Annotated in this window: 23 protein-coding genes and 1 other RNA gene; 18 read left to right on the forward strand and 6 right to left on the reverse strand. The window is 68.5% G+C overall.

Annotated elements, in window-relative coordinates:
- Window positions 1–63: 63 nt before the first annotated feature.
- Together V7E09_RS06925 and V7E09_RS06930 are read right to left on the reverse strand one after the other, a co-directional pair.
- Window positions 64–1,104, reverse strand: coding sequence for a hemolysin family protein (locus V7E09_RS06925; protein ID WP_324523192.1), 1,041 nt, complete (start codon window positions 1,102–1,104; stop codon window positions 64–66).
- A complete protein-coding gene (locus V7E09_RS06930) occupies window positions 1,101–2,480 on the reverse strand; it encodes a hemolysin family protein (protein WP_324511860.1) in 1,380 nt (459 codons plus the stop codon). Before V7E09_RS06930 ends, V7E09_RS06925 begins: the two co-directional genes overlap by 4 nt.
- Before the next feature lie 208 nt (window positions 2,481–2,688).
- On the opposite strand from V7E09_RS06930, the gene prfB reads away from it, so the two are divergent.
- The 6 genes from prfB (at window position 2,689) to V7E09_RS06960 (ending at window position 9,485) form a co-directional block, all read left to right on the forward strand.
- Complete coding sequence (gene prfB, locus V7E09_RS06935; RefSeq protein WP_324511859.1) at window positions 2,689–3,801, forward strand: peptide chain release factor 2; 1,113 nt, start codon at window positions 2,689–2,691, stop codon at window positions 3,799–3,801.
- A 117-nt stretch (window positions 3,802–3,918) separates the two neighbouring features.
- Window positions 3,919–4,605, forward strand: a complete 687-nt coding sequence (ftsE, locus tag V7E09_RS06940; protein ID WP_324511858.1) for a cell division ATP-binding protein FtsE — start codon at window positions 3,919–3,921, stop codon at window positions 4,603–4,605.
- Window positions 4,606–4,630: 25 nt separating this feature from the next.
- Complete coding sequence (gene ftsX / locus V7E09_RS06945) at window positions 4,631–5,533, forward strand: permease-like cell division protein FtsX (RefSeq protein ID WP_324511857.1); 903 nt, start codon at window positions 4,631–4,633, stop codon at window positions 5,531–5,533.
- 312 nt (window positions 5,534–5,845) lie between these two features.
- A complete protein-coding gene (locus V7E09_RS06950) occupies window positions 5,846–7,012 on the forward strand; it encodes a M23 family metallopeptidase (protein WP_324511856.1) in 1,167 nt (388 codons plus the stop codon).
- Window positions 7,013–7,174: 162 nt separating this feature from the next.
- Window positions 7,175–7,651 carry an SsrA-binding protein SmpB gene (gene smpB / locus V7E09_RS06955; protein ID WP_324511855.1) on the forward strand — a complete coding sequence of 159 codons (477 nt, stop codon included), beginning with the start codon at window positions 7,175–7,177 and terminating at the stop codon, window positions 7,649–7,651.
- 1 nt (window position 7,652) lies between these two features.
- Window positions 7,653–9,485: a DUF2207 domain-containing protein gene (locus V7E09_RS06960; protein WP_324511854.1), complete on the forward strand. Its 1,833-nt coding sequence runs from the start codon at window positions 7,653–7,655 to the stop codon at window positions 9,483–9,485.
- Window positions 9,486–9,505: 20 nt separating this feature from the next.
- Here the strand turns inward: V7E09_RS06960 and V7E09_RS06965 are convergent, their stop codons facing one another.
- A complete protein-coding gene (locus tag V7E09_RS06965; RefSeq protein ID WP_324511853.1) occupies window positions 9,506–9,874 on the reverse strand; it encodes an FKBP-type peptidyl-prolyl cis-trans isomerase in 369 nt (122 codons plus the stop codon).
- Between the two features lie 79 nt (window positions 9,875–9,953).
- On the opposite strand from V7E09_RS06965, the gene V7E09_RS06970 reads away from it, so the two are divergent.
- The 7 genes from V7E09_RS06970 (at window position 9,954) to V7E09_RS07000 (ending at window position 16,318) form a co-directional block, all read left to right on the forward strand.
- Window positions 9,954–10,532, forward strand: a complete 579-nt coding sequence (locus tag V7E09_RS06970; protein WP_324511852.1) for a DUF1707 and DUF4870 domain-containing protein — start codon at window positions 9,954–9,956, stop codon at window positions 10,530–10,532.
- A 66-nt stretch (window positions 10,533–10,598) separates the two neighbouring features.
- Window positions 10,599–10,969, forward strand: a transfer-messenger RNA (tmRNA) gene (gene ssrA / locus V7E09_RS06975).
- Between the two features lie 75 nt (window positions 10,970–11,044).
- Window positions 11,045–11,620: a YqgE/AlgH family protein gene (locus tag V7E09_RS06980; protein WP_324511851.1), complete on the forward strand. Its 576-nt coding sequence runs from the start codon at window positions 11,045–11,047 to the stop codon at window positions 11,618–11,620.
- A 9-nt stretch (window positions 11,621–11,629) separates the two neighbouring features.
- Window positions 11,630–12,334: an MtrAB system response regulator MtrA gene (gene mtrA, locus V7E09_RS06985; protein ID WP_324511850.1), complete on the forward strand. Its 705-nt coding sequence runs from the start codon at window positions 11,630–11,632 to the stop codon at window positions 12,332–12,334.
- Window positions 12,331–13,896 (forward strand): MtrAB system histidine kinase MtrB, encoded by a 1,566-nt coding sequence (gene mtrB / locus V7E09_RS06990; protein ID WP_324511849.1) that lies wholly within the window; start codon window positions 12,331–12,333, stop codon window positions 13,894–13,896. The genes mtrA and mtrB overlap by 4 nt, the downstream gene beginning before the upstream one ends.
- Window positions 13,881–15,581: an LpqB family beta-propeller domain-containing protein gene (locus V7E09_RS06995; RefSeq protein ID WP_324511848.1), complete on the forward strand. Its 1,701-nt coding sequence runs from the start codon at window positions 13,881–13,883 to the stop codon at window positions 15,579–15,581. Before mtrB ends, V7E09_RS06995 begins: the two co-directional genes overlap by 16 nt.
- Window positions 15,582–15,604: 23 nt before the next feature.
- The gene (locus V7E09_RS07000) at window positions 15,605–16,318 is read left to right on the forward strand and encodes a ComF family protein (protein WP_324511847.1); all 714 of its coding nucleotides are present in this window, start codon (window positions 15,605–15,607) and stop codon (window positions 16,316–16,318) included.
- A 151-nt stretch (window positions 16,319–16,469) separates the two neighbouring features.
- On the opposite strand, the gene V7E09_RS07005 is transcribed toward V7E09_RS07000, so the two are convergent.
- Window positions 16,470–16,808, reverse strand: coding sequence for a P-II family nitrogen regulator (locus tag V7E09_RS07005; protein WP_324511846.1), 339 nt, complete (start codon window positions 16,806–16,808; stop codon window positions 16,470–16,472).
- Complete coding sequence (locus tag V7E09_RS07010; RefSeq protein WP_324511845.1) at window positions 16,805–18,157, reverse strand: ammonium transporter; 1,353 nt, start codon at window positions 18,155–18,157, stop codon at window positions 16,805–16,807. Before V7E09_RS07010 ends, V7E09_RS07005 begins: the two co-directional genes overlap by 4 nt.
- Window positions 18,158–18,418: 261 nt before the next feature.
- Between V7E09_RS07010 and hpf the strand changes: the two genes are divergently transcribed.
- From hpf to secA, 3 genes are all read left to right on the forward strand, one after another.
- The gene (gene hpf, locus V7E09_RS07015; RefSeq protein ID WP_324511844.1) at window positions 18,419–19,024 is read left to right on the forward strand and encodes a ribosome hibernation-promoting factor, HPF/YfiA family; all 606 of its coding nucleotides are present in this window, start codon (window positions 18,419–18,421) and stop codon (window positions 19,022–19,024) included.
- A 34-nt stretch (window positions 19,025–19,058) separates the two neighbouring features.
- Window positions 19,059–20,258, forward strand: coding sequence for a winged helix-turn-helix domain-containing protein (locus V7E09_RS07020; protein ID WP_324511843.1), 1,200 nt, complete (start codon window positions 19,059–19,061; stop codon window positions 20,256–20,258).
- A gap of 84 nt (window positions 20,259–20,342) precedes the next feature.
- On the forward strand, window positions 20,343–23,024 hold the full coding sequence (gene secA, locus V7E09_RS07025) for a preprotein translocase subunit SecA (RefSeq protein ID WP_442956852.1): 2,682 nt from the start codon (window positions 20,343–20,345) through the stop codon (window positions 23,022–23,024).
- 3 nt (window positions 23,025–23,027) lie between these two features.
- Here the strand turns inward: secA and V7E09_RS07030 are convergent, their stop codons facing one another.
- The gene (locus V7E09_RS07030) at window positions 23,028–23,465 is read right to left on the reverse strand and encodes an Rv3235 family protein (protein ID WP_324523193.1); all 438 of its coding nucleotides are present in this window, start codon (window positions 23,463–23,465) and stop codon (window positions 23,028–23,030) included.
- Between the two features lie 82 nt (window positions 23,466–23,547).
- On the opposite strand from V7E09_RS07030, the gene V7E09_RS07035 reads away from it, so the two are divergent.
- Together V7E09_RS07035 and V7E09_RS07040 are read left to right on the forward strand one after the other, a co-directional pair.
- A complete protein-coding gene (locus tag V7E09_RS07035; protein ID WP_324523194.1) occupies window positions 23,548–24,003 on the forward strand; it encodes a DUF6912 family protein in 456 nt (151 codons plus the stop codon).
- Window positions 24,004–24,009: 6 nt separating this feature from the next.
- Window positions 24,010–24,464, forward strand: a 455-nt coding sequence (locus V7E09_RS07040; RefSeq protein ID WP_324523195.1) for a DEAD/DEAH box helicase, incomplete at its 3' end; no start/stop codon positions are given.

Below are 24,464 nucleotides of genomic sequence, written 5' to 3' on the forward strand. Positions count from 1 at the left end.
ACTCCTCGAAGCAGGCGGATTCCGACCCCTCATCCACTCTCTTTCGTGAAGAGCCGAGAAAGGTCAGGCGCGGGTGGCGTCCTGAACCTCGCCGATGAGTTCCTCAACGATGTCTTCCAGGAACAGGACACCGGTGATCGTCCCCTGGGCGTCCGCCACCGTCGCCAGGTGGGATCCCGCCTCGCGAATCTGCGCCAGCGCGTCCTCCAGTTCAGCGTCCCCCGGAACCGTGGCGAGCTGACGAATCCGGTCGCCGGGCACCGGGGCGTCGAGGTCCTGCGGCGCGACCAGATCCAGCACGTCCTTGACGTGCAGATAGGAGGTGGGGGCCCCGTCGGCCGACGCGATCACATAGCGCGAGTACCCGCTCGCTTCGACGACTGCCCGCACCTGCCGCGGCGTCACCACAGGCGGAAGAGCGACCAGTTGCGTCAGCGGGATCTCCACATCGTCCACCGTCTTCTCGGTGAACTCGAACGCGGCCGACAGCGTGCCGGTGGCATCGACGAGGGTTCCCTCGCGGGTGGATTGCTCGACGATCATGGCGACCTGGTCGAGGGTGTACGCGCTCGTGGCCTCGTCCTTCGGCGCGACGCGGAACAACCGTAGGACGCTGTTGGCGATCCAGTTCAGCACCCAGATCAGTGGACGCACCACACGCGACACCATCACCAGCGGGGGAGCGAGCAGGAGCGCGGCCCTATCCGGGACGGAGAAGGCCATGTTCTTGGGAACCATCTCGCCGAACACGACATGGAGGAACGTCACCAGCACCAAGGCGATGACGAAGGCGACCGTCGTCACCATCGAGGGGGTGAGCCCCGTCCAACTCAGCGGATACTCCAGCAGTTGGTGGATCGCAGGCTCGGAGACGTTCAAGATGACCAACGAGCAGACGGTGATGCCCAGTTGGCTCGTCGCCAGCATCAACGTGGCCCGCTCCATGGCCCACAAGGTGGTGGCGGCAGCACGGCTTCCAGCGGCGGCGCGGGGTTCGATCTGCGAACGGCGCGCGGAGATCACCGCGAACTCCGCCCCCACGAAGAAGGCGTTGACGGCGAGGAGGACGATCAGCCAGATCAGGCCGGGAACGTAGGAGCTCATCGCGCACCCGCCTCGGAGCCCTGCTCGTGCGCGAGCTGATCCAAGACCCGCTCGCGTGCCCCGAACGCCGGGTCAGTGTCGAGATCATTCGGCAGATAGCGGACGCGATCGATGCGAGTCCCCGTGATGCGTTCCACCCTCAGCACGCCCCGCTCCAGCGGAACCTGCTCACCGAGCTGGGGAAGATGCTCGAGACGCTCCAGAACGAAGCCTGCGACGGTGTCGTACTCGTCGCTCTCGGGAACCCTCACCCCGGCGCGCTCCCAGACCTCGTCGGGACGCAATCGGCCGGCGAACACCACAGAGTCGGGGTACACGACCAGATCGGCCGCAAGCGGATCGTGTTCGTCGCGCACGTCGCCCAGCAGTTCCTCCACCACGTCCTCCAGGGTGACGATCCCCGCGGTGCCGCCGTACTCGTCCACGACGACCGCGATCTGGTATCCCCGCCCACGCAGCAGACCCAGCAAGGAGCTCACCCCGGCTGATGCGGGGACCCGTAGGGGAGCCGACATCAGCGACGTCACCGGGGTGACGTCGCGCAGTTCGAAGTCGATGCTGTAGGCGGCCTTGACGTGCACCACGCCCTCGATGTCGTCGATGTCAGCGCCCAGGACCGGGAACCTGGAGTGCCCGGTGGAGAGCGACGCGGAGACCACCTGGGCGGCTGTCGCGTCGTGCGGCAGTGCGACGGTCCGCACACGCGGCGTCATCAGCTCGGAGACGGTGTGCTCCACGAACGTCAACGAGCGATGCAGGATGGCGGCGTCGTCACGGTCGAGAACCCCCTCGAGTGCGGAACGGCGAATCAGGAAGCTCAGCTCCTCGGCGCTGCGCGCGCCGGAGAGTTCCTCCTTCGGTTCCACGCCAAGCGCCCGGATCACTGCATTGGCCGTCCCGTTGAGCACGATGATGACCGGCTTGAACACCCAAGTGAAAGCAACCTGGAACGGCACCACCAGCTTGGCGGTTGCGAGCGGCACGGCCAAGGCGAAGTTCTTGGGCACCAGTTCGCCGAACACCATCGAGAACAAGGTGGCAACGCCGATGGCCACGACGGCGCCCACGGCCACGACGGCGCCGACCGGCACCCCCCACGAGGTCAACGGGTCGCGCAGAAGGGCGCTGATGGCAGGCTCGAAGGTGTAGCCAGCCAGGAGCGTGGTCAACGTGATCCCGAGCTGGGCTGCTGACAGGTGGGTCGACGTCACCCGCAGTGCGCCGATCGTCGGCCCCAAACCCCGCTCGCCGCGTGCCTGCCGATGTTCAAGTTCGGCACGGTCGAGGTTGACCAGCGCGAACTCCGAGGCCACGAACAGCCCCGTCCCCGCGGTCAGGACGACTCCAGCCAGGATTCCCCACAGTTCAGAACTCATCGCTCACCCCGCTCGCCGTCTTGGTTGCTGACGGCTCCTGCAGGGTGAGCCACGGACTATGACTGTTCGAATCATCCATGGGCCATAAGCCTAGCGACCGCCTGGAGTCGATCCCCGGGGCGATGCAACACCACGTGGGCGCAAGCGATGGTCAGGCGCGGGCGCGGTCCGACTTCGGGTTGAGGGATCAACGGTAGGCTTGTGCCTCGTGGCCACCGACTATCAGACCGAGATCTCCGAACTCGACCGCTCATTGACGAGCATCGAGGCGGTGGTCGACCCCACCAAGAAGCGGGCCGAGATCGACGCCTTGTCGGAGGCCGTTGCCGCCCCGGACTTGTGGGACGACCCCGACAACGCGCAGAAGGTGACCTCGCGGCTCTCGGCTCTCAACGCCGAGGTGGCGCGGGTGTCCTCGCTGCGTTCCCGACTCGACGACCTCGGGGTGCTGGTCGAACTGGCCCAAGAGGAGGCCGACCCCGACACGTTGGCCGAGGCCGCTCGCGAGCTCGCGTCGCTGCACACCGACATTGCCGCACTGGAAGTACGGACGCTGTTGAGCGGGGAGTACGACGAACGTGACGCCGTCGTCACCATTCGCTCCGGAGCCGGGGGCGTGGATGCCGCCGACTTCGCGGAGATGCTGCTGCGGATGTACTTGCGCTGGGCGGAGCGTCACGGTCACGCCGTCAAGGTGCTCGACACGAGCTATGCCGAGGAGGCGGGCCTGAAGTCGGTGACGTTCGAGGTCAGCGCGCCGTTCGCCTACGGCACCCTCTCGGTGGAGGGCGGGACGCATCGTCTCGTGCGGATCAGCCCCTTCGACAATCAGGGGCGTCGGCAGACCTCGTTCGCGGCGGTCGAGGTGATCCCGCTCATCGAGTCGACCGACCACGTCGAGATCCCCGAGGGGGACATCCGCGTTGACGTGTTCCGCAGTTCGGGCCCTGGTGGACAGTCCGTCAACACCACCGACTCCGCCGTCCGGATCACGCACCTGCCGACCGGACTGGTCGTCTCCATGCAGGACGAGAAGTCGCAGATCCAGAACCGGGCCGCTGCCATGCGGGTCCTGCAGTCGCGCCTGCTGTTGCTCAAGAAGCAGGAGGAGGACGCGAAGAAGAAGGAACTGGCCGGGGACGTCAAGGCGTCCTGGGGTGATCAGATGCGCAGCTACGTGCTGAACCCGTACCAGATGGTGAAGGATCTGCGGACCGGCTACGAGGTCGGCAATCCAGAATCGGTTTTCGACGGGGACCTCGACGGGTTCATCGACGCAGGCATCCGCTGGCGCAAGAGCGAGGAATCCGCCTCTGCCTGAGGTCCGCCACGCCGGGACACCAGCGCGCCCTCGGCGAGGCGTTGCACCTACGCTGGTGGTAGCCGGCTGAGAGCTCTCAGGAACCTTCCCCATCGTCGACACCGGCCCCGGATGCCTGTGATCACGTTTGAGAACGTCACCAAGACGTACCCCGGCCAGAAGCGGCCGGCCCTGAAAGATGTCTCCGCCACGATCGAGGACGGTGAGTTCGTCTTCCTCGTCGGCCCCTCGGGCTCGGGCAAGTCCACCTTCCTGCGGTTGGTCCTGCGCGAATACCGGGCCACGCAGGGGAGCGTCGTCGTCAACGGCCGCGACGTCGGGAAGCTGCGCAACTGGCGCATTCCCAAGCTTCGCCGCGGCGTCGGCATCGTGTTCCAGGACTTCCGGCTGCTGCCCGGCAAGAGCGTCACCGAGAACGTCGCCTTCACCCTGCAGGTCATCGGTCGCCCCTCGCGGGAGATCCGCACCCTGGTGCCCGAAGCCCTCGAACTGGTCGATCTCGCGGACAAGGGGGACCGGCTCCCCGAGGAACTGTCCGGTGGCGAGCAGCAGCGGGTGGCGATCGCACGAGCCTTCGTTAACCGCCCCGGCATCCTGCTGGCCGACGAGCCGACCGGCAACCTCGACCCCGCCACCTCGGTCGGCATCATGAAGATCCTCGACCGCATCCATCGCGACGGCACGACCGTGCTCATGGCCACCCATGACGCCACCATCGTCGACCAGATGCGTCGCCGCGTCCTCGAACTCAGCGCCGGAGAACTCATCCGGGACCAGGCGCAGGGCGTCTACGGCTACCAGTGAGCCGGATCGGACCAGGAGAGAACACATGCGCCACACACTGAAAGAGACAGCCTCCGGCCTGCGCCGGAATGCCAGCATGAACGTCGCCATCCTGGTGACGATGTGGGTCTCGCTGACCCTCTTCGGCCTGGGGATGCTCGTCACCCAGCAGGTCGACCTGATCAAGGGACGCTGGTACGACAAGATCGAACTCACCGCCTTCCTGTGCACGGCCGACACCGTCGGCGGCACCTGCACCGCGGGCCAGGCGACCACGGAGGCGGAGCGGTTGGCCATCGAAGCCGAGCTCGCGTCCAACCCGCAGGTCGAGACCTCCTTCTACCAGAGCCAGGAGGAGGTCTTCGAGGAGTTCAAGGTGACGTACGCGGACTCGCCCATCCTCGCGACGCTACAGGCCAGCGATATGCAAGACCTGTACCGGATCAAGCTGAAGAATCCTGAGGAATATCAGGAAGTGACCGCTGCTCTCAGCGTCATGCCCGGTATCCAGAGCGTGCAGGATCTCAAGGCATTGCTGGATCCGATGTTTGAATGGCTGAACTGGGGTCGGTGGATGGCCGTGGGGGCCTCCGGACTGCTGCTGCTGGCCGCCGCCCTGCAGATCGGCAACGCCATCCGGGTGGCCGCCTTCACCCGCCGCCGCGAGATCGGCATCATGCGACTGGTGGGCGCCTCGCGCACCTACATCATGCTGCCGAGTCTCCTGGAAAGCCTCACCGTCGCCCTCGGCGGCGCAACCCTGGCCTGTGCCACCTTGGCTGCGGTCCAGCAGTTCGCCATCGTCGAAAAGGCTAAACCTGCGCTTCAGGGATTCGCGTGGATCGGGTGGAATAACGTGGGGATCTCGATGCTGGGGGTTGTGGTGGTCGCCATCGCGCTCTCTATGATTCCGACGTTGGTTGCGACCCGGAGGTTCTTGAAGGTCTGAGTCCTCGGGCGGTCGCACGAATCGGATCCGTAGGGAGTACGAGTGAGTGACATGACCGCCCGTCAGGGAGGCAGCCGGAAGGCGTGGGGAGTCCGTGTGGTCAGCGCCTGCGCTGTCGCGGCACTCCTCGGCGGTCTGGTGGCACCGCACGCGGCCGCCGACGATCTCAGCAGCCTCAAGAATCAAGTCAAAGCGAATCAGGACAGCCAATCGTCGGCCCGGCAAAATGTCGCCGAATCGCAGTCCGCGGTCAATTCTGCGACGGATCGTCTGGAGCAATCTCAGAGCGATTTGATTGCGGCGCAGTCGTCGTTGGCTGACGTTGAGGTTCAATTGGCCGCTGCGCAGGAGAATGATGCTCGCCTGGCAGCAGAATTGAAGCAGGCCCGCGCCGAACTCGAGGCCGCCAAGGAGCGCGTTGCCGCGGCGCAGGCCGACGTCGACGCCCAGGTCAAGCTCATCGGCTCCGCGGCGCGGGAGTCCTTCCAGCAGCAGTCGGATCTGCGGGACCTGTCTGTGGTGTTCGGCTCCCAGACCCCCGCCGAACTGAGCCAGCGCCTGCAATGGAACACCACCATCTTCGACTCCCAGGCGGCGACCAAGAGCCGGCTGGACGCCGTCCGGGACGAGTTGGAGGCCGCGCGCGTTGCGCAGGCCGCGGCGGAGGCCCGGGTTGCCGAGGAGAAGGCGGCTGCGGCGGCGGTCGTCCAGCAGGTGGCGGCACTCAAGCGTCAGGTCGAGCAGCAGCGGGCCGCGGTGGCGAACCTGGTTGCGGCGAACACGCAGGCACGCGCCGCCGCCCAGGGCGAGTTGGACGCCGACGAGTCGGCCTACCGCACGCTGGTGTCCGACGAGGCTCGGCTCCAGGGCGAGATCAAGAGCGAGATCGCCCGGCTGCGGGCCGTGGAGGAGGCGCGGATCGCCGCTGAGAAGGCTGCAGCCCAGAAGGCCGCGGCGCAGAAGGCGGCGGCGGAGGCGGCAGCAGCGTCCAAGCAGACCGCGTCGCAGGCAGCCACAACGTCGTCGCAGGCCGCCACGAGTTCCGCATCGTCGAGTGGCACGGGGAAGGCCGTCTCGGCGAGCGGGTTCATCCGCCCGATCAACGCGAACCCTGGTTCGCCGTTCGGTCGCCGTTTCCATCCGATCCTGAAGTACTGGCGCAACCACAACGGTAACGACTGGGGGGCGAAGACCGGTACGCCGATCTACGCCGCCAAGGCCGGAACCGTGATGAAGGCGGGCCCCAACGGAGGCTTCGGCAACTTCGTGCTGATCGGTCACGGTGACGACTCCAAGGGGCGCTACGTGACCACGGGCTATGCCCACATGTCGAAGGTGGTCGCCAAGGTCGGCCAGCGTGTCGAACAAGGGCAGTTGATCGGATATGTCGGCAGCACCGGGCTGTCCACGACGCCACACCTGCACCTGGAGGTACGTCTGGATGGGACTCCGGTGAACCCGATGCTCTACATCCCCTGATCCTCAGCGGCAAGTGTGTCGGCGCCGTCCGGAGTCTTCCGGGCGGCGCCGACGCATCTGCGGCCCGGCGACGGCCACCGGCGTGAGAAGGGCCGACCGATATGCTGGGGCGGCGGCGACCAGTCAGGGGGTCGCCACTCGCGGGAGGAAGTGAACGTCGCCATGCCACGACCCCAGGGGCGCGTGCTCGTCGCGCAGAACAAGAAGGCGCGCTACAACTACCACCTCGGTGACACCGTCGAGGCGGGAATCGTCTTGCTCGGTACCGAGGTGAAGTCGCTGCGAGCCGGGCGGGCCTCGCTCGCCGACGGGTTCGCCACGATCGACGACGGGGAGGTGTGGTTGCGCGGGGTGAACATCCCGGAGTACAAGTTCGGGACCAACATCAACCATGCGGTCGTGCGCAATCGCAAACTCCTGCTGCACCGACGGCAGATCGACAAGCTGGAACGTGAGATCGGCAACTCCGGTCGCACGTTGGTGCCCTTGTCGATCTACTTCTCCGATGGCTACGCGAAGGTGGAGTTGGCGGTCGGTACCGGCAAGAAGGACTGGGACAAGCGCCAGACCATCGCCGAGCGGGACGCCAATCGTGAGGCGCAACGCGCCTTGGCGACGCGGAACAAGGGACGCCACTGAAATGCGGCGGCTGCTGCCGCGACTCCTGATCGCCACGCTGCTGCTGATGTGCTCGGCCCTGGTGATGCCCACGCGGGCCTTCGCCGCAGCCGACTCCTACGACTCCTACGACGTCGTCTACGCGGTCGATGCCTCGGGGAACCTGCGCGTCCGGGAGACGTGGGTGCTGAGGTTCGGGTCCAGTTCGGGCAGGCACGGGTTCGACCGGTACCTGGTGACACGCGAGGCCTACGACGATCAGCAGGATCAGCTGTATGAGATCAGCGGAGTGTCGGTGACCAGCCCCGACGCGATCTCCACCGACGTGTCGCGCAGCACCACCTCCGAGGAGGACGGCCGCCTGGAGTCCACGCGGATTCGCATCGGAAGCGCCAGCCAGACGATCACAGCCGATACCGCCACCTACGTCATCTCCTACAGCGTCCGGGGCGCGCTGCGCACCGGGGCCGGGAACCTGCCGGAGCTCTACTGGGACGCCACGGGGTCGGGGATGGGGACGATCTCGCATGCGACGGTGTCCGTGACGGTGCCCGACACGGTGGTGGGCACGCGCTGCTACTCGGGCCCGCCTCGCTCCACCACCGCGTGCACCTCCTCCCGTTCCGAGGGCGCGACGGCCTCCTTCACCCAGGACCGGATCCCGTCAGGATCCCTGCTGACCATCGCGACTCAGATGCCCGCGGGCGCGGTCGCCGACGCCGCTCCTCTCCTGGTCGAGCGGGCCGACGCGGGGAACGCCCGCGTGGCCGCACTCGTGACGGGTGCCTCGGTGGCAGGGACGGTGGGCGTCCCCCTCCTCGGGTGGCTGTGGTACCGACGACGGGGTCATGATGAGCGCTTCGAAGGAGTGCCCCCCGGGACGGTTCCTCTGACCGGGCAGCCTTCCCGTGTCGTCCGCAACGATCCTCGGATCCAGATCCCCGTGGCCTTCTCGCCACCCAAACTCCCCGTGGCCTATGCGGGGTTTCTCGTGGACGGCCGCTATGGGGTGGAACACCTCACTGCGACCGTCGTCGGGCTGGCCACCTCGGGAGCCATCCGCCTGGACAGCCAGTACGGGGCGACGGCGACGCTGGTGAACGCCGACCGCGCTCAGGATGCCCCGAGCAAGCTGGTGCTCGCTGACCTGTTCGCGCGCGGTGCATCGATCGACCTGGGCGCGGCCAGCCAACTCGTCGACACCTCGCAGCGCCTCGCCGAGCAGGAGGAGAGCGTCGCGATGAGCAACGGTTGGTTCCGGCGCCTCGTACGCGGACGCAAGACTGCAGGTGGCCTGTCCTTCGCCTGGGTGGGAGCTCTCGTGATGTTCGGCTGGCTCGGTGCTCCGCTGCTGGCCTTCGCCATGGTGCTGCTGCCCGTGACGGTCGCGGCCGTGGTCACCTTGATCGTGGTGCGGATGAAGATGGCCAAGGGGCAGCGCACCGCGGTTGGTCGTGCGTGGACCGATCAGGTGGAAGGGTTCCGCCTGTACCTCACCACGGCGGAGGCCGACCAGCTCCGCTTCGAGGAGGGGGAGGACATCTTCAGCAAGTATCTCCCCTGGGCAGTGCTCTTCGGTGAGGCCGACCGCTGGGTCCGGGTGTGCGAGCAGGCCATCGAGCTGGGCCGGATCCCGATGCCGAGTGGGGCCTGGTATGGCGCGGGAGGCTGGAACCCCACCCTGATGATGATGAACCTCAACGCGTTGTCCACGTCGGTGCATTCCGGCGCGGCCCCGGCCTCGTCCGGGCCGGGCTTCTCCAGCGACACCGGCTTCGGCGGTGGGTCCGCGTTCAGCGGCGGCGGCGGGTTCTCCGGCGGCGGTGGCGGAGGCGGTGGTGGGGGCAGCTGGTAGCCGCCCCCACGCGGCCAGTATCAGGCGACGCCGACGAGGTCGCAGACGAACACGAGGGTCTCGTTGGGCTTGATCACGCCGGCGGCACCACGCGCCCCGTACCCGAGATGCGGCGGGATGGTGATGCGGCGGCGGCCGCCGACCTTCATCCCGACGATGCCGTCATCCCAGCCGCGGATGACCTGCCCGGCGCCGAGCGGAAACACGAGCGCTTGGCCGCGGTTGTAGCTGGCGTCGAACTCTGCACCGGTGGACCAGGCGACGCCGACGTAGTCGACAGCCACTTGCTTGCCGGGGACGGCCTCGGGGCCGGTACCGACCACCTCGTCCTCGATGATCAACTCGACGGGTGGTTCCGTCGCGGGGATTTCTACTGTGGGCTTATCCATACTGCAACCCTAGGGGCAGGGGTGGGTTGAGGGTTGCGCCCGATGGGGTGGCACGGGTCGGGAGGGGCACACTGGGGCCATGCCGATGGATCCCCGGACCTCCCTCTCCCTGCGCGTGGGTGACGCCGACCGCGCCCGCGCCGAGGCGGTACTGCAGGAGGCCTACAGCGTCGGCCGCCTGGACGAACGTGAACTCGATGTGCGCCTCGGCATGGCGATGCGGGCCCGCACTCGGCAGGAACTGTCGGCGGCGCTGTCTGGACTCCCACTGCAGATCAGCAGGCCCGCCTTGCTGAACCGCTCCGCGGCCTCCCCGGATTCGACCCTGCTGGGGTCGTTGGCGCATGGCAGCGCGGTGTTCACGTGGTTCGTCGGGCCGCTCATCTGTTACGGCGTGTCGACTCCCGGCACCCCAGGGCGACGCGAATCGGCCCGGGCGTTCAACTTTCAGCTCACCGCCGGGTTGGTGATCCTCGTGACCATGGTGGCCGCCGTCATGCTGCCCTGGCAGGTCTTCGCACCCGTGCTGATGCTTGAGGTCGTCGGCTGGCTGCTCCTCACCGTCGCGAGTTCGGCACGGGCTCTGGCCGGCAAGCCGCTCCGCTACCCGGTGATCGGTTTCCTGCCCCAGGAAGGATCGGTGCCGCGAAGGCGCTGAGTCGTCGTCTGGGGCGCGGATCGCGTAGACTGGGCCGTCCCGGCACGCCGGGGCACAACTAAACAGGGGGGTGACTGGTTTCGACTCGGGACGGTAGTCCCAGGAGAAGCGGGCCGAGGATCCCAGAACATCTCGTTAACGAAGCTGGGGAACCAATAACTGCCGACAACAATCGCGCAGACTTCGCTCTCGCTGCCTGATCAGTGATCGAAGGGTCAGCCCGGGTGTAGCCTTCCGCCCGGTTACTGGCCTCATCTAGGAGGCTTGCTGGTTAGCTGACGCCTTGGCGGCTAACCGGGACTTCACCAGGGCTGGGCCTGTCCGCGACGTGCCGATGACGAGCGCGGGGGCCGAGTAGAACGACACCATCGGCTGCGCCCGGAGAAGACCTGGGTCGCCTCGTGAGGACGCGGGTTCAATTCCCGCCACCTCCACCCCTTGCGACGTGCGTGCGCGGTACCCGTTCTGGGTGCCGCGCACGTCGTGCGTCCAGGGGCTGGCAGGATGGGGACGTGGATCCCCAGCGCAATGCCGTGCCCCTGGTGCCGGGAACACTGCTGGTGGCCAGCGTGGACCTGAGCGACGGCGTCTTCGACGGCTCCGTCGTGCTGCTGCTCGACGTGGACGCCTCGGGCGCTTTGGGCGTGGTGCTCAACGAGGTCAGTGACCTACCGTTGAGCGCCGTCCTGCCCGGCTGGGAGCCGTTGACCACGTGGCCCCACCACCTCTTCGACGGAGGGCCCGTGTCCCAAGAGGGAGCCATCTGCCTGGCCACCCCCACGCACCCTTCCGAGGAGCCGCCCGGTTGGCGTCCGCTGTTCGACCGGGTGGGGCTGCTGCACCTCGATACCCCCGTCGAACTGGTGGAGGGCGCCTATTCGGCGCTGCGGATCTTCGCCGGCTACGCGGGCTGGGCCCCTGACCAACTCCAAGGCGAGGTGGAGCGCGGGGCCTGGGTGCCGGTCCGGTTGCATCCCGGGGACGTGTTCGACTCCGATCCGGCGACGCTGTGGCGTCGCGTCCTAGGGCGCCAGGGTGGCGAACTAGGCTGGTTGGCGACGTGGACGCCCACGCCCGAACTGAACTGAGGAGGACCGGTGAGCCCCGTGAGCGCAGGCCGGATTCTGGTAGTCGACGATGACACCGCCCTGGCCGAGATGCTGCAGATCGTGCTGCAGGCATCCGGATTCGACACCCACTGGGTGGGGCGCGGGGACGAGGCGCTCGCCGAGTTTCGCCGCACCAAGCCCGATCTCGTACTGCTGGATCTGATGCTGCCCGGCCGAGATGGGGTCGACGTGTGCCGCGATCTGCGCGCCGAGTCCGACGTGCCGATCGTCATGCTGACCGCGAAATCCGACACCCTCGACGTGGTCGCCGGGCTGGAGGCCGGGGCCGACGACTACGTACCCAAGCCGTTCAAGACCCAGGAGCTGCTGGCCCGAGTCAAGACCCGGCTGCGCCGCAGCGCCCGCCCCGACGAGGACCCCTCGACGCTGCGCATCGGCGACATCGTCATCGACGTCGACGCCCACACCGTGCACCGCAGCGGCGAACCGCTCTCCTTGACCCCGCTCGAATTCGACCTCCTCCTGGCGCTGGCCCGCAAGCCACGGCAGGCGTTCACCCGGGAACTGCTGCTGCAGGAGGTCTGGGGCTACCGGCATCCCGGCGACACCCGCCTGGTCAACGTCCACGTTCAGCGGCTGCGCAGCAAGATCGAGGCCGATCCCGAACACCCGGAGATCATCGTCACGGTGCGGGGGATCGGCTACCGAGCCGGGACCCCGACCTCGCCGTGAGCCGGCTGGGCCGACTGCTGGGCGCCCCGAGGCGGTGGTGGTCCCGGTCCCTGTCGATCCGCGTCGTCACCAGCAGCGTCGCCGCCGCCCTCATCGTGTTCGGCGCGACCGGCTGGCTGCTGGTCAGCACGTCGTCGCGCGGCATCCTGGAAGCGAAGACCCGCCAGTCCGTCTCCGAGGCGTCGGCCGTGCTGGCGAGCATGCAAAGCGGTCTGCGCGACGCCGACCTGCGCACCTCCTCGGTGAACGAACGCCTCACCGAACTGGCGCGCGATGTCGCCAACCGCGGCAGCGTCGGAAACCAGTACGAAGTAGTGATCAGCGGCCCCGTATCCGACATCACCTCCGCCGGGGTCTCCGTCGCCTCGGTGCCCGAGTCGATCCGGACGGCGGTGCGCGAAGGCGGCCAGGACCTCTACACGACGCCCACCGCGATCGTGTTCACCGATGGCCGGGAAACCAAGCCGGGGCTCGTGGTGGGCGGCGCGTTGCTCGCCTCCGGAAGCGGCCGCTATCCCGTCTTCTTCGTCTTCGGCATGGAACAGGAACAACAGACCCTCGCGGTCGTCCTGCAGGCGTCCCTGGCCGCGGCCGTCGTGTTCGTCCCGCTCATCACCGCCATCATGTATCTGATCTCGTTGCAGGCGCTGCGGCCGATCCGCGCCGCGCGGGAAGCGTCCGAGCGCATCGCGGCGGGTAATCTCGACGAGCGCATGACCATCAGCGGCACCGACGACCTGGCGGGGCTCGGCCGGTCGATGAACCACATGGCCGACGAACTGGGCCGCAAGATCCAGCAGCTCGAGAACCTGTCCCTGGTCCAGCGGCAGTTCGTCTCCGATGTCAGCCACGAACTGCGCACCCCGCTGACCACGGTGCGGATGGCCGACGACCTCCTCCACGACGCCCGGGCGACCTTCGACCCGGTTACGGCCCGGGCCGCGGAACTGCTGCACCGCGAACTCGACCGCTTCGAGTCGCTGTTGACCGAACTGCTGGAGATCAGCCGCTTCGACGCGGGCGCAGCCGAGCTTCAGGTCGACGACGTCGACATGGTGGAGTTGGTGACCACCGAGGTCCGCGCCCAAGACGCCCTCGCCGACTCCTACCGCACCGCGGTGCTGATCGACGTCCCCGCCGAAGCGCGGATCAAGGCCGACCCTCGCCGCGTCCGCCGCATCATCAGCAACCTCGTCTCCAACGCCATCGAGCACGGCGAAGGCAACGACGTCGTGGTGCGTGTCCGTGTTGGCGAGGATGCCGTCGCCGTCACGGTTCGCGACCACGGGGTCGGCTTCTCCGCGGTCCAGGCCCACCAGGTGTTCCAGCGGTTCTGGCGGGCCGACCCCTCGCGGCAGCGCACCGTCGGGGGATCCGGGCTCGGACTGTCGATCGCCTTGGAGGACGCCCAACTGCACGGCGGCTGGCTCAACGCCTGGGGACGAGCCGGTCACGGCGCTCAGTTCCGGCTCACGCTGCCGCTGGCACCCGGCCAGCCGCTGTCGGGCTCTCCACTCTCGGCGGTCCCCGAAGATGTGGAGGGCACATGGCAAAAGTCGTGAGCGTGCTGATGCTGGCGGTGTGCCTCCTGCTCAGTGGGTGCAGCGGGGTCCCGACCTCGGGGCCGGTGGAGCGGGTCTCGGCGGATCCGGGGCACTTCAACTCCGGGGTCGAGATCGCCCCGGCCCCGCCAGGACCGAACGCGTCCCCGGTCGAGGTGGTCGAGGGGTTCCTGCACGCCCAGGCGTCCTGGCAGCCCCAATACGAGGTTGCCCGCGCCTACCTGACCGCTGAGGCGTCCCAGCGCTGGCGTCCCGAGGCGGGGGTCCGGGTCTATGCCGAGGGCAACCCGGTGGTCGCCACCGACACCAGCGCCACGCTGCGTGCGCCCCTGGTGGGCACGGTGGACGCCGCCGGCGCCTATCGGCAGTCGACCGGCTCCCTCGACCAGGACTTCGGCCTGGTCAAGGATGCGGCGGGCCACTGGCGGATCAGCAACCCTCCCGAGGGGCTCACCATCTCCGAGTACCTGTTTGCCAGTGCCTTCTCCCGGGTCATTCCCTACTTCTTCGAGCCCGGGGGGCGGTGGCTGGTTCCCGACCCCCGCTACTTCCCCCGCGGCTCCCAGGCGTACGACGGCGCAGTCCGGGCGCTGCTGGAGGGGCCCACCGACTGGTTGGAGCCCGCCGTCCAGGCGACGACGGTGAGGGCCAGCCTGGCTGGGGTCACGGTGTCCTCGGCCGGGGTGGCGGCCATCACGCTGCGCGGCACCGGTCCCGAACCTGACGCGGCCGCGCGCATCGCCTTGCTCACGCAGCTCACGCGTACCTTCGGGCAGTTCGAGACGGTGACCGCGGTCGAGGTGATGTGGGAGGGGGCCGCCGAGGCCTGGACCGTCGCCCCGTACGGCCGCACCATCCCGGTCGGAGCATTCCCTGACTCCGATCCCGCCCCGCGCCAAGGCAGCAGGCAGCTCTTCGCGGTGACCGATGGCGTCCTCGTCCGCGCCATGGAGGGCGGAGGCGGCAACGCCAACCTGGTGGTCGCCCCGGGCATCACGACGGCCGTCACGGCCGCGGTGCGATCCGACGCGGTCTCGGCCGCCGCCGTGACGCAGGACCGCACCGCGGTGGTCGTCGGCCCCCTGTCGGAGAACTCCTCGCAGACCGTCTTGACCGGGGTGGGACTGCGGCGTCCCGACTTCGACCGGCAAGGCCTGCTGTGGGTCAACGATGACCAGGGCGACTGGTGGCTCCAGGATGCGACTGGCGCCTGGCGCCAACTGGACACGTCGGCGTTCGGCGAGGGAACGATCGAGACCTTCAGAATCGCTCCCGACGGCATCCGGGTCGCGATCATCGTCCAGCGCCCCTCCGGGGAGCACGTGCTCGGCGTGGCACGGATCGATCGCACCGACGACGTGGCGGTGCGCTCCTGGCGGGAACTGAGCGTGGCGACCACGTCGGTGGCCTCGACCTCCGTGATCGATGTCGGGTGGCGAACCGCTGACTCGCTGCTGGCGCTGGTGGGGGAGGGACGCACCACCCAGGTATTCGCGATCGCCCAAGACGGTGCCAGCATCGCGGCCATCGGACCGACCGCGGTGGCGGACCCCGAGGAGCTTGCCGTGGCGCCCGGCGTGCCCGCCATGGTGCGGACGACCGGCGGCGACGTCTGGCGGTACAACAGCGACTTCCGCTGGTCGCTGCATCTGACCGGAGCCTCGAGCGTGCTGTACCCCGGCTGACGCGGTCCGCCTAACGTCCTCGCATGGAGGACATCAAGCGCTCATCCCCCTCCCGTTCGGCGGTGCTGCAGGCGGCGGCCTGCCTGCTGCTGGGCGCCACCTGTCCTGGGTGCGGTCGTCCCGCCGCCCGGCTATGCCCCGCGTGTCTCCTCGCCTGGGGGCAGGTCGCGCCGCAGCGGGTTGAGGAGGGTCTGGGTGGGGGAGCGCCCCCGGGTGCGCGGGTGTGGGCCGCCGTCCCTTATCGAGAACCCTGGCGGGCCTGCCTGATCGCGCTCAAGGAGCGGGGCTCCTGGTGGCTGGCTCGTCCGCTGGGCGATGCCCTGGCCCTGACCGTCGCGCACGCCGCTCCCCACCTGAGGACTGGTGTTCATCTCGTTCCCGTGCCCTCCACTCCGGCGGCGGTTCGGGAGCGAGGCTGGGACACCACCCGCGGTCTCGCGCGGGCGGCGGCACGGGCGCTGCGGGTCTCCGGGGTGCCCGTCCAGGTCGCCGTCGGACTGCGGCACCGACGCTCCGTGCGGGATCAGGCGGGGCTCGGCGCGCGGGGCCGTTCGGCCAACCTTGAGGGGGCCTTCGTGGCCCCGGCGGCGTGGGCGGGGCGTGCCGTGGTGGTGGTGGACGACCTGGTCACGACCGGCGCCTCGGTTCGGGAGGCGGTGCGGGCCCTGCGGGAGGTCGGCGCGTTGGTCGTGGGGTGCGCTGCGGTGGCCCACACTCCGCGTCGCGCTGCGCAGTGACCTGCGCCGAGTCGCACGTGCGCCGACGTCGGGGGGGCGGGGCACCTGAGGCCGGGAGGACCGAGCGGTGGCGGGCGGGCCGCGTGCCTCCGAGACGGGACGAGGGCCGGGGTTCCTGAATGGAACCCCGGCCCTCGTCCGGATCGGTGCACTAGATGGCGGCGACGCCCAGTTCCCCGGTGCGAACCCGGACGACCGTGTCGACCGGCGTGACCCACACCTTGCCGTCCCCGACCTGACCCGTGCGGGCCGCGTCGGAGATGATCGTGAGCAGAGACTCGGCCTCGGAATCCTCGCAGAGGATCTCGAGCTTGACCTTGAGGATGAAGTCCACCGTGATGGCCTCGCCGCGGTACATCTCGCGGTGGCCCCGCTGGCGGGCGTACCCGGAGACCTCGGAGACGGTCATCCCCTTGACGCCATACCGGATGAGGGCCAGCTGAACGTCGTCGAGGCTTACGGGCTGGATGATGGCTGTGACGAGCTTCACTTCGTCGCCTCCTTGCTGAGTTCGGATTCGGGGAGTTCTGCCGGATCGACCAGCAGGCTACGGCGAACGCCGCCCAGGGCCGAGTAGTAGACCGGGGACAGGTCGTAGCCGACCTCGGAGTGCTCGGCGATGTCGATGCCGCCCAGTTCGACCGCGGTGCTGACCCGGAAGCCGATCGTCTTCTTGATGGCGTAGCCGATCAGGAGGGTCACCACGAACGAGTACACCAGGACGATGGCTGCTCCGGCGAACTGGCGCAGCAGCTGATCGAACCCGCCGCCGTAGAACAGGCCCGCGACACCGGCGGGGGATCCCGGATCGGCGAGGAGGCCGATCAGCAGGGTGCCGACCAGGCCACCGACGAGGTGGACGCCGACGACGTCGAGCGAGTCGTCGTAGCCGAGCTTGTTCTTCAGCCCAATGGCGTAGGCGCAGGCCACGCCAGCGAGGATGCCGATGACGAGTGCGCCCAGCGGGCTGACCGAGCCAGCGGCCGGGGTGATGCCGACGAGGCCGGCCACGATGCCCGAGGCGGCACCCAGCGACGTCGGGTGGCCGTAGCGGATCTTCTCCACCGCCAGCCAGGCGAGCATGGCTGCGGCGGTCGCGGCGAGGGTGTTGACCCAGGCGACGGCGGCGGTGGTGGTGGCGCCGAGAGCGGAGCCGGCGTTGAAGCCGAACCAGCCGAACCACAGCAGGGCGGCACCCAGCATGACCAGCGTCATGTTGTGGGGACGCATCGGACGGACGCCGAACTCGAGGCGCTTGCCGACCACGATGGCCAGGGCCAGCGCTGCGGCACCGGCGTTGATGTGGATGGCGGTGCCACCGGCGAAGTCGATCGCCTGGATGCTGTTGGCGATGAAGCCGCCGAACTCGGCGGTCGTGCCATCGAAGGCGAAGACCCAGTGGGCGGCCGGGAAGTAGACCAGGGTGGCCCACAGGATCGTGAAGACGACCCAGCCGGAGAAGGTGGCCCGATCGGCGATCGCACCGGAGACCAGCGCCACCGCGATGATTGCGAAGCAGGCCTGGAACGCGACGAAGGCCAGCGCCGGGACGGTCCCGACCACGGCGTCCTCGCTCATGAGGCTGGTCAGGCCTGCGAACTCGAGCGGGTTGCCCACGACGCCGCCGACGCTGTTGCCGAAGGCCATCGAGTAGCCGTACAGGACCCAGAGCACACCGACGGTGCCCATGGTGATGAAGTTCATCATGAGCATGTTCAGCACGCCCTTGGCGCGGACCATGCCCCCGTAGAAGAACGCGAGACCGGGGGTCATCAACAGCACGAGAGCCGCGCTGGTCAGGACCCAGGCGGTATCGCCCGCACTGATTTCGTAAGTCATGGTGACGAGATTCGCGGACCAGTGTTGCGTCACGATGAGCGCCATGTTCCAGGAGTGTTACCCGAGGTTACGTTCGTGTTGTCGGGCCTGCGGTGCCGAGGGAGCTACCTCCACGGTCGCGCGTGTGAGACGAGCCGGGTGGACAGCGTGAATGTGGCCCGCGCACGCGCTAGGGTCTGCGCAAGGCACCTGAGTGGGGGACCTGGGACGCATCCCTCCCCTCACGGGGTGCCTCCCTGTAACCCGAACTAGGAGGTTGACATGGACGTCATCGTCACCGGCCGTCGGTGCACCATCTCGGATGATTTCCGGGGCAAGGCGACGGAGCGCATTCAAGGCATCGAGCGCTTCCGAGACCGTGTGCAACGCGTCGAGGTGCAGGTATCGGCGACCCAGACCAAGCAACCCGATCAGGCGATGCGCGTCGAGATCACCCTGATCGGGAGGGGACCGGTGATCCGGTCAGAGGCTTCCGCCGATGACAAGTACGTGGCGTTCGAGCATGCGCTGGACAAGATGAAGTCGCAGTTGCGCAAGGCGGCCGATCGCCGCAAGGTGCACCGCGGTCTGCGGGTCGCCGAGACCCTCGAGATCCCGCTGCCGGTCGCTGAGCAGGCGCCCGTGAAGGAGGGGGTCGAGGTGCGTCGGGTGGCCGGGCTGGAGGTCACCGGTGACGGACCCCTCGTCGTGCGCGAGAAGGTGTTCGCCGCGTCGCCGCTCACGCTGGCGCAGGCGCTCGACGAGATGGAGTTGGTCGGTCACGACTTCTTCCTCTACGTGGATGCCGAGACCTCGGCGCCCAGCGTCGTCTACCGCCGCAAGGCGTACGACTACGGCGTGATCCACCTGGACGTCACGCCTCGATGAGGATCCTCGTCGGCCGGGCATCGGGGAGGTCCTGATGCCCGGCCGACTCACGCTCGGGGCCGCCCGCCGCATCGCGCTGGCCGCCCAGGGAGTCGGGCGCCCCCGGCCTCAGCAGGTGACGATGAGGCACGTTCAGGCCGAGATCGACCGGGTGGCCCAGTTCCAGATCGACTCGGTCAACGTCGCGGTGCGCGCTCACTACATGCCGCTGTTCACCCGGCTGGGGTCCTACGACACCGCCCTGCTGCGGCGGGCGGGGGAGGACGACCCGCGGCGGCTGTTCGAGTACTGGGGACATGCCGCAAGCCTGATCGATGCTCGACTTCATCCAGCCTTGCGGTGGCGAATGGGCCGCTTCGAGGCCCGCGGCGGCACCCGCGCGGAGGCGATCCTTCGGGAGCGGCCCGCGCTGCGTGAGGAGATCCTCGCCCAGATGGACGCCGACGGTGCGCTGGGTCCCCGCGCGTTCGCCGGCGACGAAGTCCGTGACCGCAGCCATTGGGGCTGGAACTGGTCGGACGCCAAGCACGTGCTGGAGTATCTGTTCGACATCGGCGAGGTCGCCGTCGCAGGTCGGAACTCGTCCTTCGAGCGGCGCTACGACCGCGCGGAACGAGTCCTGCCGGCCCACGTCCGGGCGGAACCGGAACTCGATCATGCGACGGCCCATGACGTCCTCGTCGGCCGGGCGGCACGGGCACTGGGGGTCGCCGACCTGGAGGCGCTGAGCGCCTACTTCTACCTGAAGAAGGACGCCGTGCGCGCCGCGATCGGACGCCTGGTGGCCCGCGGGGAACTGGAACCGGTCCACGTCGCTGGGCTGGAGGCCCAGCACTGGCTGTGGCATGAGGCGCGGCGACCGCGCTCGTGGCATGCCGCGGCGCTGGTCAGCCCGTTCGATTCCCTGGCCTTCGAGCGCGGGCGCCTGGCGGGACTGTTCGGCACGCACTACCGGATCGAGATCTATGTGCCGCCAGCGCAGCGGCGCTACGGCTACTACGTCTACCTGTTCTTTCTCGGGGACGCCCCTGCCGCCCGGGTGGACCTCAAGGCCGATCGTGGGCGGGGCGTCCTCCGCGTCCGAGCCGCCTGGCTGGAACCGCACGCCGATGCGCAGGAGACGGCCCGGGCGCTGGCCCCCGAACTCCAGGCGATGGCCGGCTGGCTGGGGTTCGGAGAGGTCGCCGTCGACCCGGTCGGGACCCTGGCGGCGGCGCTCGCCGGGCGGGTGTGACCACTCCCGAGCGCTCAACCCCTACGATGGAGGATGGACGCCGAGCCACGGCGTCGGCGACAGGACGACGGAAAGCGCGGAATCGTGGGGCTGTTCGACAAGCTGATGCACCTGGGTGAAGGGCGCACCATCAAGCGTCTTGAGGGGATCGCCAAGCAGGTGAACCTCATCGAACCCGACTTCGAGGCGATGAACGACGACGAACTACGCGGTCAGACCGCAGAGTTCCGGCAGCGGCTCGACAACGGCGAGGACCTGGATCGGCTCCTGCCCGAGGCGTTCGCCACGGTTCGGGAGACGGCCAAGCGGGTCCTGGGCAAGCGGCACTACGACGTCCAGATCATGGGCGGCGCCGCGCTCCACCAGGCCACGATCGCCGAGATGAAGACCGGCGAGGGCAAGACCCTGGTCGCGACGCTTCCCAGCTACCTCAACGCGTTGACCGGGAAGGGCGTGCACGTCGTCACCGTCAACGACTACCTCGCCAAGTACCAGTCCGACCAGATGGGCCGCATCCACCACTTCCTGGGGCTGGACACCGGCGTCATCCTGCAGCACATGACCCCCGCCGAACGCCGTGTCGCCTACGGTGCCGACATCACCTACGGAACCAACAACGAGTTCGGCTTCGACTTCCTGCGCGACAACATGGCACTGTCGCTGGAGGACTGCGTGCAGCGCGGCCACCACTACGCGATCGTGGATGAGGTTGACTCGATCCTGGTTGACGAGGCCCGCACGCCGCTGATCATCTCCGGTCCCGCCGAAGACAATCACCGCTGGTACCCGGTGTTCGCCAGGCTGGTCACCAAGATGATCCGCGACACCCACTACGAGGTGGATGAGAAGAAGAAGACGGTCTCCGTCCTGGAGCCGGGCATCGCGCTGGTGGAGGACCGACTCGGCATCGAGAACCTCTATGAGTCGGCCAATACGCCGCTGATCAGCTACCTGAACAATGCCGTCCGCGCCAAGGAACTGTTCAAGCGCGACAAGGACTACATGGTCACCGGCGAGGGCGAGGTCGTCATCGTCGACGAGTTCACCGGCCGGACGCTCGCGGGTCGCCGCTACTCCGAGGGGCTGCACCAGGCGCTGGAGGCCAAGGAGAACGTGCAGATCAAGGAGGAGTTCCAGACGCTGGCCACCATCACGCTGCAGAACTACTTCCGCATGTACGACAAGCTCGCCGGCATGACCGGCACGGCCAAGACCGAAGAGAGCGAGTTCCAGAAGATCTACGGCCTGGGCGTCCTCCCGATCGCCACCAACAAGCCGATGATCCGCGCCGATCAGCCCGACCTGATCTACCGCACCGAGAGCGCCAAGTTCGACGCCATCGTCGCCGACGTGGTGGAGCGGCACGCCGCCGGGCAGCCGGTGCTGCTGGGGACCGCGTCCGTGGCCAAGTCCGAGCTGCTGAGCCAGCGCCTGGTGCGGTCGGGGGTGAAGCACGAGGTGCTCAACGCCAAGAATCACGCGCGTGAGGCGGCCATCATCGCCGAGGCCGGACGCAAGGGCGCCGTCACCGTGGCCACGAACATGGCGGGTCGCGGCACCGACATCATCCTCGGCGGCAACGCCGAGTTCCTGGCGGATGCCCAGGTGCGGGACCAGGGCTTCGACCCCCAGGAGACCCCGGGCGAATACGAGGCCGCGTGGGCGTCGGTGTACCCCGACCTCGAGGGGCTGGCCGAGGACGAGCATGCCGAGATCGTCGAACTGGGCGGCCTCTACGTCGTCGGCTCGGAGCGGCACGAGAGCCGACGGATCGACAACCAGCTCCGAGGCCGGTCGGGCCGTCAGGGCGACCCGGGCGAGTCCCGGTTCTACCTGTCCCTGGAAGACGACCTGATGAGGTTGTTCAAGGCAGACCTGATCGATCGCGTGCTGACGATCCTCAACGTCCCTGACGACGTGCCGATCGAGAACAAGCAGGTGACCAACTCGGTGGCCAGCGCGCAGGAGATGGTGGAGAGCCAGAACTTCGAGATGCGCAAGAACGTCTTGAAGTACGACGACGTCATGAACCGGCAGCGGCACACCATCTACGGGGATCGCCGTCGTGTGTTGGAGGGGGAGAACGTCGACGGCCAGTTGCGTTCGGCGACGGCACGGGTCGTCGAGCAGGTGGTCCGGCAGCACACGGAGGGGTTCAACGAGGACTGGGATCTCGAGGCGTTGTGGGCCCAGCTCAAGACGCTCTACCCGGTGGGCCTCGACCTGGCCGACTACGAGGAGACCCAACTCACTCCCGAGGAGATGGTCGCAGACTTCGTCGCCGATGCGGACGCGGCCTACGATCACCGCGAGGAGTCGCTGGGCGCCGACGTCATGCGTGAGGTCGAGCGTCGGATCGTGCTGACGGTGCTGGATCGCAAGTGGCGCGAGCACCTCTACGAGATGGATTACCTGCGCGAGGGCATCGGACTGCGCGCCATGGCGCAGCGTGATCCGCTGGTCGAGTACCAGCGCGAGGGCGGCGACATGTTCAACGCCATGATGGACGCCTTCTTGGAGGAGTCCATCGGGTTCCTGTTCAACCTGGAGGTGCAGACCCAGGCCGGCCCGCAGGTCGGGGTCGTCACGGATGCGACCGGCGCGCCGGAGGACATCCCCCGACGCGCCCTGACCTACTCGGGACCCAGCGACGACGGCGGCGTCGAGGTCGACCAGCCCGAGCAGGCCGACGCGCAGGACGCGCCCGCGCAGCAGCCTGCCAACCGCGCGGCGCGACGCGGGAATCGCACCAAGAAGCGCCGCTGAGCCTCAGCGCCGCGGCCGGCGTTCGCCGACCACCGCCACTTCGAATGCCACCGCGCGCCACCGGCCGCGGTGGCATTCCAATCGTGTGGCCAGGGCCCACGTCCCCGTGCCAGTGCTCACGTGAGCCGTTGACTCGATGACGCCGGGCCGGGGCGCCTGGCACCGGACGCCACCCACCCGCGCCCCCGGATGCTGCGCGGCCAAGCCGTGCACCACCGCAGCGGGTCGCGGGTCCAGCAGCGGCAGGAGTTGCGTCAGCGGGCGTCTCCCGATCAGGGCCTCAGCCACGACTCGATAGAAGCCTGCCGCGACCCGGTGGAGTGCCGGGTCGGGGGCCTCCGGGCCGGGGGCTGCCACCTCGTCGGCCGGGTCCTGCGGTGTGGGGGCGATGACCAGGAACGGGGGGATGCTGAGCCGGTTCAGGGGCGGGCGGGTGCTCATGCGCCTGAGTGTGGTGGCCCGCTGCTCGCGACGCCAATGATCGGCGACCGGCCTGTGGACGCTGACATGGGATGCTGGTCCCATGCTTGTCTTCGTCCCCCTCGATCCGACGGGCCTCGCGCAATGGGCGCGCGTCGGCAGCCGCGATGTGACGGGGTTCGCCGCCACCCCGTCCTTCCTGGAGACCTTCGAGTTGCCCGCGGCGGACTCGGAAGACGCCGATCTCACACTGCTGGAACTGGCGGGGATGGAGGGGCTGCTGTCCCACGGCGTCCGGCTGATCGCGGTCGGCCCGATCGACGCGGTCGGGATCGAGCCGGCAGAGTTCGGGGCGGTCGCGGCCGATGCAGTCGCCTGGACGCGCATTGAGAGCATCTTCACCGATGACGCTGACGGGGCACGTCAGGCGTCCCGGGTGCGTGCGCTGCTCGCGGACGCGTCGCTGGCTGAGGCGTGGGACGCCGAGGAGACCACCGAGCTGCTGCGCACCACCGAACTGTTGTGGCACGGCCCCACCGAATGGGAAAGCCTGGTCTGAGGGGTGGTGCGTTGGCGGCGCCATCAGCGTGAGGCGCTGGACGCCATCTTCGCCCGGGACGATCACCGTCACTGGGTGGTGCTGCCCCCGGGGGCGGGCAAGACGTTCGTCGGGATCGGCGCGGCCGTGCGTTGGGATCGGCCCGTGGTCGTGTTCGGCCCCAACCTGGCGATCGTCGAGCAATGGCGGCGCGCCTGGGAGGAACTCACGGGGGAGCCCGCCAGCTCCGATCGGACGCTTCCGACGCGGTTCACGGCGCTGACCTATCAGTCCCTGGCCGTGTTCGACGGCGAGTCGGACGCCGACTCACCCCGCGCGCGCCTGCATCCCCACGGGGCCGCCTTGGTGGAGCGACTGCACGATGCGGGCCCCCTCACGATCATCCTGGACGAGTGCCATCACCTGCTGCAGGTGTGGGGCGGGCTGCTCGACGAGATCGTCACCGACTTGCCCGATGCCCG

Source organism: Propioniciclava sp. (genome assembly GCF_036744435.1).
Classification (GTDB): domain Bacteria; phylum Actinomycetota; class Actinomycetes; order Propionibacteriales; family Propionibacteriaceae; genus Propioniciclava.